Below are 3,255 nucleotides of genomic sequence, written 5' to 3' on the forward strand. Positions count from 1 at the left end.
TGCTTTCGCAATTGGGGTTTCGGAATTTAATCTTGACGATGACCTACTCTCACATGGGGAAACCCCACACTACCATCGGCGATGCATCGTTTCACTGCTGAGTTCGGGATGGGATCAGGTGGTTCCAACGCTCTATGGTCGTCAAGAAATTCGGGTACTGAGTCGTGACCAGATGGCCTCGCTTCAGCAAATTGGGTATGTGACAGCTTTCGGTGTTTTGTGAACATCGAACTTTCGGTTCGTTTCGTCTTCACACACCGCAATCTGGCCTTTCGACTCAAATTGCTTGGGTGTTATATGGTCAAGCCTCACGGGCAATTAGTATTGGTTAGCTCAACGCCTCACAGCGCTTACACACCCAACCTATCAACGTCGTAGTCTTCGACGGCCCTTCAGGGAACTCAAGGTTCCAGTGAGATCTCATCTTGAGGCTAGTTTCCCGCTTAGATGCTTTCAGCGGTTATCTATTCCGAACATAGCTACCCGGCAATGCCACTGGCGTGACAACCGGAACACCAGAGGTTCGTCCACTCCGGTCCTCTCGTACTAGGAGCAGCCCCTCTCAAATCTCAAACGTCCACGGCAGATAGGGACCGAACTGTCTCACGACGTTCTAAACCCAGCTCGCGTACCACTTTAAATGGCGAACAGCCATACCCTTGGGACCGGCTTCAGCCCCAGGATGTGATGAGCCGACATCGAGGTGCCAAACACCGCCGTCGATATGAACTCTTGGGCGGTATCAGCCTGTTATCCCCGGAGTACCTTTTATCCGTTGAGCGATGGCCCTTCCATACAGAACCACCGGATCACTAAGACCTACTTTCGTACCTGCTCGACGTGTCTGTCTCGCAGTCAAGCGCGCTTTTGCCTTTATACTCTACGACCGATTTCCGACCGGTCTGAGCGCACCTTCGTACTCCTCCGTTACTCTTTAGGAGGAGACCGCCCCAGTCAAACTACCCACCATACACTGTCCTCGATCCGGATAACGGACCTGAGTTAGAACCTCAAAGTTGCCAGGGTGGTATTTCAAGGTTGGCTCCACGCAGACTGGCGTCCACGCTTCAAAGCCTCCCACCTATCCTACACAAGCAAATTCAAAGTCCAGTGCAAAGCTATAGTAAAGGTTCACGGGGTCTTTCCGTCTAGCCGCGGATACACTGCATCTTCACAGCGATTTCAATTTCACTGAGTCTCGGGTGGAGACAGCGCCGCCATCGTTACGCCATTCGTGCAGGTCGGAACTTACCCGACAAGGAATTTCGCTACCTTAGGACCGTTATAGTTACGGCCGCCGTTTACCGGGGCTTCGATCAAGAGCTTCGCGTTAGCTAACCCCATCAATTAACCTTCCGGCACCGGGCAGGCGTCACACCCTATACGTCCACTTTCGTGTTTGCAGAGTGCTGTGTTTTTAATAAACAGTCGCAGCGGCCTGGTATCTTCGACCGGCATGAGCTTACGGAGCAAGTCCTTCACCCTCACCGGCGCACCTTCTCCCGAAGTTACGGTGCCATTTTGCCTAGTTCCTTCACCCGAGTTCTCTCAAGCGCCTTGGTATTCTCTACCCAACCACCTGTGTCGGTTTGGGGTACGGTTCCTGGTTACCTGAAGCTTAGAAGCTTTTCTTGGAAGCATGGCATCAACCACTTCGTGTTCTAAAAGAACACTCGTCATCAGCTCTCGGCCTTAAGATCCCGGATTTACCTAAGATCTCAGCCTACCACCTTAAACTTGGACAACCAACGCCAAGCTGGCCTAGCCTTCTCCGTCCCTCCATCGCAATAACCAGAAGTACAGGAATATTAACCTGTTTTCCATCGACTACGCTTTTCAGCCTCGCCTTAGGGACCGACTAACCCTGCGTCGATTAACGTTGCGCAGGAAACCTTGGTCTTTCGGCGTGGGTGTTTTTCACACCCATTGTCGTTACTCATGTCAGCATTCGCACTTCTGATACCTCCAGCAAGCTTCTCAACTCACCTTCACAGGCTTACAGAACGCTCCTCTACCGCATCATCCGAAGATGATACCCGTAGCTTCGGTGTATGGTTTGAGCCCCGTTACATCTTCCGCGCAGGCCGACTCGACTAGTGAGCTATTACGCTTTCTTTAAAGGGTGGCTGCTTCTAAGCCAACCTCCTAGCTGTCTAAGCCTTCCCACATCGTTTCCCACTTAACCATAACTTTGGGACCTTAGCTGACGGTCTGGGTTGTTTCCCTTTTCACGACGGACGTTAGCACCCGCCGTGTGTCTCCCATGCTCGGCACTTGTAGGTATTCGGAGTTTGCATCGGTTTGGTAAGTCGGGATGACCCCCTAGCCGAAACAGTGCTCTACCCCCTACAGTGATACATGAGGCGCTACCTAAATAGCTTTCGAGGAGAACCAGCTATCTCCGAGCTTGATTAGCCTTTCACTCCGATCCACAGGTCATCCGCTAACTTTTCAACGGTAGTCGGTTCGGTCCTCCAGTTAGTGTTACCCAACCTTCAACCTGCCCATGGATAGATCGCCCGGTTTCGGGTCTATTCCCAGCGACTAGACGCCCTATTAAGACTCGCTTTCGCTACGCCTCCCCTATTCGGTTAAGCTCGCCACTGAAAATAAGTCGCTGACCCATTATACAAAAGGTACGCAGTCACAGAACAAAGTCTGCTCCCACTGCTTGTACGCATACGGTTTCAGGATCTATTTCACTCCCCTCTCCGGGGTTCTTTTCGCCTTTCCCTCACGGTACTAGTTCACTATCGGTCAGTCAGTAGTATTTAGCCTTGGAGGATGGTCCCCCCATATTCAGACAAAGTTTCTCGTGCTCCGTCCTACTCGATTTCATGACTAAGAGATTTTCGCGTACAGGGCTATCACCCACTATGGCCGCACTTTCCAGAGCGTTCCGCTAATCTCAAAGCCACTTAAGGGCTAGTCCCCGTTCGCTCGCCACTACTAAGGGAATCTCGGTTGATTTCTTTTCCTCAGGGTACTTAGATGTTTCAGTTCCCCTGGTTCGCCTCTTGCACCTATGTATTCAGTACAAGATAACCATCTTATGATGGCTGGGTTCCCCCATTCAGACATCTCCGGATCAAAGTCTGTTTGCCGACTCCCCGAAGCTTTTCGCAGGCTACCACGTCTTTCATCGCCTCTGACTGCCAAGGCATCCACCGTATGCGCTTCTTCACTTGACCATATAACCCCAAGCAATCTGGTTATACTGTGAAGACGACATTCGCCGAAAATTCGAATTTCTCA

At 51.4% G+C, this 3,255-nt stretch carries 2 rRNA genes; both read right to left on the reverse strand.

Annotation, left to right across the window (positions count from 1 at the left end):
* Positions 1–30 precede the first annotated feature (30 nt).
* Positions 31–146 (reverse strand): 5S ribosomal RNA (rrf, locus tag EJA70_RS25710).
* Positions 147–297: 151 nt separating this feature from the next.
* Positions 298–3,191 (reverse strand): 23S ribosomal RNA (locus tag EJA70_RS25715).
* Between the last annotated feature and the right edge of the window lie 64 nt (positions 3,192–3,255).

The organism is Pseudomonas sp. PB103, assembly GCF_009764635.1.
Taxonomy (GTDB): domain Bacteria; phylum Pseudomonadota; class Gammaproteobacteria; order Pseudomonadales; family Pseudomonadaceae; genus Aquipseudomonas.